The sequence below is a fragment of the Streptomyces bobili genome (assembly GCF_002154575.1).
Classification (GTDB): domain Bacteria; phylum Actinomycetota; class Actinomycetes; order Streptomycetales; family Streptomycetaceae; genus Streptomyces; species Streptomyces bobili.
Genome location: NZ_MUBA01000475.1, coordinates 1 through 5,873, shown reverse-complemented (window position 1 = coordinate 5,873; position 5,873 = coordinate 1). Strand labels below are relative to the sequence as shown.

At 69.0% G+C, this 5,873-nt stretch carries 6 protein-coding genes and 1 tRNA gene; 6 read left to right on the top strand and 1 reads right to left on the bottom strand.

What is annotated here, in order from left to right; genetic code table 11:
• On the bottom strand, positions 1-930 hold a 930-nt coding region (locus BZL64_RS30710), incomplete at its 3' end, for a sensor histidine kinase (RefSeq protein ID WP_086772414.1).
• A 152-nt stretch (positions 931-1,082) separates the two neighbouring features.
• On the opposite strand from BZL64_RS30710, the gene BZL64_RS30705 reads away from it, so the two are divergent.
• The 6 genes from BZL64_RS30705 to BZL64_RS30680 form a co-directional block, all read left to right on the top strand.
• Positions 1,083-1,157 (top strand) — tRNA-Gln (locus tag BZL64_RS30705).
• 109 nt (positions 1,158-1,266) lie between these two features.
• Complete coding sequence (glmU, locus tag BZL64_RS30700) at positions 1,267-2,715, top strand: bifunctional UDP-N-acetylglucosamine diphosphorylase/glucosamine-1-phosphate N-acetyltransferase GlmU (protein WP_086772412.1); 1,449 nt, start codon at positions 1,267-1,269, stop codon at positions 2,713-2,715.
• Positions 2,716-2,850: 135 nt separating this feature from the next.
• Positions 2,851-3,825, top strand: a complete 975-nt coding sequence (locus BZL64_RS30695) for a ribose-phosphate diphosphokinase (RefSeq protein ID WP_086772411.1) — start codon at positions 2,851-2,853, stop codon at positions 3,823-3,825.
• A gap of 226 nt (positions 3,826-4,051) precedes the next feature.
• On the top strand, positions 4,052-4,642 hold the full coding sequence (locus BZL64_RS30690; protein ID WP_086772410.1) for a 50S ribosomal protein L25/general stress protein Ctc: 591 nt from the start codon (positions 4,052-4,054) through the stop codon (positions 4,640-4,642).
• Positions 4,643-4,714: 72 nt separating this feature from the next.
• The gene (gene pth / locus BZL64_RS30685; protein WP_086772409.1) at positions 4,715-5,317 is read left to right on the top strand and encodes an aminoacyl-tRNA hydrolase; all 603 of its coding nucleotides are present in this window, start codon (positions 4,715-4,717) and stop codon (positions 5,315-5,317) included.
• A gap of 91 nt (positions 5,318-5,408) precedes the next feature.
• On the top strand, positions 5,409-5,873 hold a 465-nt coding region (locus tag BZL64_RS30680; protein WP_086772413.1), incomplete at its 3' end, for a hypothetical protein.

Here is a 5,873-nt window from a genome sequence, read left to right as displayed (position 1 = left end):
CAGCTCCGACAGACACGGCCCCTCCCCCTCCTCCACCGCCCGCGAAGCGGCAGCCGCCGCGGCCACCTCCACCGCCGCCAACGGCACCGACGCACTCCGCTCCCCCACACCGTCACCACTGCGCAGCACCCCGAGCATCTCCCGCAGCTCGGTCAACGCCTGCCGCCCCATGTCCCCCACCAGCGCCGCGTTGCGCACCGCCTTCTCCGGATCCTTGCGCGCCACCGCCTGCAACGCCGCCGCGTGCACCACCATCAGACTCACCCGATGCGCGACCACGTCGTGCATCTCCCGCGCGATCCGCGTCCGTTCCTCGCCCCGCGCCCACTCCGCGCGCTCCTCGGCCCGCTCGGCCAGCAGCTGCAACTCCCGCTCAAGACTGTCCGCCCGCTCCCGCAGACTCTCCATCAACCGCCGCCGCGCCCCGACATACAGCCCCAGCAGCAACGGCGGCGCGGTCAGCCCCAGCGAGGTCGTGATCGCGGCGAACGGGATGAACCAGTCCCCCAGATCCAGATCCCCCCGCACCATGTCCTGCCGCACCCGCACGAACGTCACGATCAACGTCCCCACCAGCTGCATCGCCGCGAGCGAGCCGATGATCCGGCGCGGCAGCTCCGACGCGGCGAGCGTGTACAGCCCGACGATCCCCATCAGGAAGCCCATCTGCGCCGGCGTGATGGCGATCGACACCAGCACCACCGCGATCGGCCACTTCCGCCGCACCAGCAGCACGGACCCGGCGAGCAGCCCGAACAGCATCCCCGCGGCCACCGGAACGCCCGCGTCCTGCGCGAACGGATACCCCTCCAGCGCACACTCCGCGGCGGACACCACCGCAAGACCGCTGTCGAACACCGCACTGCGGCGCCTCGCCCACCACCAAGGCCCTCCCCGAGCCGAGGCGCACTCTTCCCCCGTCGTGGTCATACCTCCACCCTACGGTCGCCCGCCCCGCCTTTTCCGGTGAGTTTCCCCGACGGAGGACCACCGGACACCGTCGCATCCGGGGCGGCCGGTACGGCATAGTAGGAGGCGCCACTCGACAGCCGGGTGTTAAATATCCGGTTAGTTCGACATATTCCCCCGTGGTGTAATTGGCAGCACTGTGGCTTTTGGTGCCATCTGTTCAGGTTCGAGTCCTGGCGGGGGAGCCACGCTCGGTCCGGGTCCTGACAGCACTGTCAGGACCCGCTCTCATGTCCGCCGGGAAACGCCCCGGTATCCTTCGGATGTCCCACCTCTCCACAGCCGAAGGACAACTCCGTGAGCGCCACTCGCCCGGCAGCCGTCGTCGTTCTCGCAGCGGGTGAGGGCACCCGTATGAAGTCGGCCATACCGAAGGTCCTGCACGACATCTGCGGCCTCAGCCTCGTGGGCCATGTGCTGGCCGCGTCCCGTGAGTTGGACCCCGAGCACCTGGTCGTCGTCGTCGGGCACGCGCGGGAGAAGGTCACCGCGCATCTCGCCGAGGTCGACCCCGCCGTACGGACGGCCGTGCAGGAGGAGCAGAACGGCACCGGGCATGCCGTGCGGATGGGGCTGGAGCAGCTCGGTGGCGGTATCGACGGGACTGTCGTCGTCGTCTGCGGCGACACCCCCCTGCTCACCGGCGCGACGCTCGCCCAGCTGGCCGCCACCCACCACGCCGACGGGAACGCCGTCACGGTGCTGACGGCCGAGGTGCCGGACGCGACCGGGTACGGGCGGATCGTGCGGGACGAGGCGTCCGGCGCGGTCACGGGGATCGTGGAGCACAAGGACGCCTCGGAGGCGCAGCGGGCGATCCGGGAGATCAACTCGGGTGTGTTCGCCTTCGACGGGCAGTTGCTGGCGAAGGCGTTGAAGCAGGTCCGTACGGACAACAGTCAGGGTGAGGAGTACCTGACCGATGTGCTGGGGATCCTGCGGGAGGCCGGTCATCGGGTGGGGGCCTCGGTGGCCGCCGACCACCGGGAGATCGCCGGGATCAACAACCGGGTGCAGCTGGCGGAGGCCCGGCGGATCCTGAACGACCGGTTGCTGACGGCCGCGATGCTGGCCGGTGTGACGGTCGTCGACCCGGCCACGACGTGGGTCGACGTCGCGGTGACGTTCGAGCAGGACGCGGTGGTGCTTCCGGGGACGCAGCTGCTCGGGGCGACGCGTCTGGCCGAGGGTGCCGTGGTCGGTCCGAACACCCGGCTGAAGGACACGACGGTCGGTGCGGGGGCCCGGGTGGACAACACGGTGGCCGACGGCGCCGAGGTGGGTCCGCAGGCGTCCGTGGGGCCGTACGCGTATCTGCGGCCCGGTACGCGGCTGGGTGTGAAGTCGAAGGTCGGTACGTACGTGGAGACGAAGAACGCCGTGATCGGCGAGGGCACGAAGGTGCCGCACCTGTCGTACGTCGGGGACGCGACGATCGGTGAGTACTCCAACATCGGTGCGGCGAGTGTGTTCGTGAACTATGACGGAGAGCACAAGCACCACACGACCGTCGGCTCGCACTGCAAGACGGGTTCGGACAACATGTTTGTGGCTCCTGTCACGGTCGGGGACGGTGCGTACACCGCTGCCGGGTCCGTGATCACCAAGGATGTGCCGCCCGGTTCGCTGGCCGTGGCCCGTGGTCAGCAGCGGAATATCGAGGGTTGGGTGGCTCGTAAGCGTCCGGGGAGCGCGGCGGCGAAGGCTGCCGAGGCGGCTTCCCGGCAGGGCGACGGCGAGGACTGACCGGATTCGAGTGCGTCGTACACGGCGTACCGTGATAAGTGCACACCCGCACCCCCACCAGCTGAGACGGCCCCGTCGCGCCCAGCGGCGCGGTCTCTCGACAGCCGGCTGAGACACCTCTGAGGAGACAGTGCTGTGACCGGGATCAAGACGACCGGCGAGAAGAAGATGATGTTCTTCTCCGGCCGCGCCCACCCCGAGCTTGCCGAGGAGGTCGCCCACCAGCTGGGTGTCGGGGTCGTCCCGACGAAGGCCTTCGACTTCGCCAATGGTGAGATCTACGTCCGCTACGAGGAGTCGGCTCGTGGTGCGGACTGCTTCCTGATCCAGAGCCACACGGCTCCGATCAACAAGTGGATCATGGAGCAGCTGATCATGATCGACGCGCTGAAGCGCGCGTCGGCGCGTTCGATCACGGTGATCGTGCCGTTCTACGGCTATGCGCGCCAGGACAAGAAGCACCGTGGCCGTGAGCCGATCTCGGCCCGGCTGATCGCGGACATGATGAAGACGGCGGGTGCGGACCGGATCCTCACCGTCGATCTGCACACCGACCAGATCCAGGGCTTCTTCGACGGTCCGGTGGATCACCTGTTCGCGCTGCCGCTGCTGGCGGACTACGTGGGCAGCAAGGTGGACCGCTCGAAGCTGACGGTCGTGTCGCCGGACGCGGGCCGGGTCCGGGTCGCGGACCGCTGGTGCGACCGGCTGGGCGCGCCGCTGGCGATCGTGCACAAGCGTCGTGACAAGGACGTGGCGAACCAGGTGACTGTCCACGAGGTCGTGGGCGAGGTCGAGGGCCGGGTGTGTGTGCTGGTCGACGACATGATCGACACGGGTGGCACGATCTGCGCCGCAGCGGACGCGCTGTTCGCGCACGGTGCGGAGGACGTCATCGTGACGGCGACGCACGGTGTGCTCTCGGGCCCGGCGGCGGACCGTCTGAAGAACTCGCCGGTGAGCGAGTTCATCTTCACCAACACGCTGCCGACTCCGGGTGAGCTGGAAGTGGACAAGATCACGGTGCTGTCGATCGCGCCGACGATCGCGAACGCGGTACGTGAGGTGTTCGAGGACGGTTCGGTGACGAGCCTGTTCGACGAGCAGTAGGCCGTACGTGGTCTGCCGTTCCGGCTGATCGCCCGCGACCGGAGGTCGCTCAAGGTCAACTTTTCCGCGGCCTCCCCCGCCGAGTAGACTGCCCAGGTTGCTCGGCGAGGGAGGCCGTCCGCGTGTGTCACGTGGTCCGGCTGTCCGTTATCGACGCGCTCTTCGTAGCAGGCCGTTCGTGGCCGGGTGACTTTGTCCGTCGCTGTTTCTACGAGGAGTGATTTCCATGTCCGAGGTAAAGATCGCCGCTGAGTCGCGCACCGAGTTCGGCAAGGGTGCGGCCCGCCGCATCCGCCGTGACCACAAGGTTCCCGGTGTGCTGTACGGCCACGGTTCGGACCCGATCCACCTGACGCTGCCGGGTCACGAGCTGCTCCTGGCGCTGCGTACGCCGAACGTCCTGATCGCCCTGGACATCGACGGCGAGTCCAACGAGCTGGCCATCCCGAAGTCCGTGCAGCGCGACCCGATCCGCGGTTCGCTCGAGCACGTCGACCTTCAGCTGGTCACGCGTGGCGAGAAGGTCAACGTCGAGATCTTCGTGCAGACCGAGGGCGAGCTGGCTCCCGGTGGCAACCTGCTGGAGCACGTCCTCAACGCGCTGCCGGTCGAGGCCGAGGCGACGCACATCCCCGAGTCCGTCACGGTGTCCGTCGAGGGCCTGACGGCCGGTGACTCGGTGCTCGCCAAGGACATCCCGCTGCCGTCGGGCACCAAGCTGGGCGTCGACGGTGACACCGTCGTCCTCCAGGTGCTGGCCGCGCAGGCCGAGGAGGCCGCGGCGGGCGAGGGCGACGAGGCTTCCGCGGAGGCCTGATCCTCACCGTCGTCGTTCGTTCGTCAGCCGCTGTTCCCTTCGGGGGCAGCGGCTGGCGCGTATCAAGGAGACATGGACGTGACGACCGACGCCAATGCCCCCTGGTTGATCGTGGGGTTGGGCAATCCGGGCCCGGAGTACGCGATGAACCGGCACAACGTGGGGTTCATGGTGGCCGATCTGCTGGCCGAGCGGATCGGGGGGAGGTTCAAGCGGGCGGCGCGGGCGCAGGCGCAGGTCGTGGAGGGGCGGATCGGTCCGCCGGGGCCGGGAAACCGCCGGGTGGTGCTGGCGAAGCCGATGTCGTTCATGAACCTGTCGGGCGGGCCGGTGAACGCGCTGCGGGAGTTCTACAAGGTGCCGGTGGCCCAGGTGGTGGCCGTCCATGACGAGCTGGACATCGACTACGGCGTGCTGCGGCTGAAGCTGGGCGGCGGGGACAACGGGCACAACGGTCTGAAGTCGATGACGAAGGCGTTCGGCGCGGAGTACCACCGGGCGCGGTTCGGGATCGGCCGGCCGCCGGGGCGGATGCCGGTGGCTGATTTCGTGCTGAAGGACTTCTCGGGGGCGGAGCGCAAGGAGCTGGACTACTTCGTGGACCGGGCGGCGGACGCGGTGGAGTGTCTGGTCATCGACGGGCTGGAGCGGGCGCAGGGCACGTACAACTCGTAGCCGGGACGTGCGGGGCTGCGGGGCGCGGAAAGGTACGGACAACTCGCGACTTGTCACCCACCGAGGTTGACGTGCCGTTCGGGCATGGCCAATGATCCCGGCCATGCCTGCCTCCGCCGTCGCCGCCACGTCCCATCGGGGTCCCCGCCGGGGTTCCTCCCGTCAGGTCTCGGTGGCCGTGTTGCGGTTCGGCCGGCTGGCGGCGATGTGGGTGGTGGCGCTGCTGATTCTGGTGGCGGGGGTGTGGGGGTCCTGGGGTACGGCGCAGCACGTGATGCTGACGAAGGGCCGGGAGCAGGGCACGATCGAGGTGGCGCGCTGCGGTGCGGACAGTTGTTCGGGGCCGTACGCGCCGTTGTCTTCGGGGTCGCAGGCGCGTGCGCGGGTCGTGATCGAGAAGACGGTGGCGGTGCGCAAGGGGCAGACGTACACGGTGGTGATCAAGCCGGGCGGTGACGAGGTCGTACGGTCCGGTCCGGCCGGGGTGTTGTACGCGTGGGTGCCGATGGGCGGTGCGCTGCTGCTGGCGTCGGTGGTGGTCGCGGGTGGGCTGGGC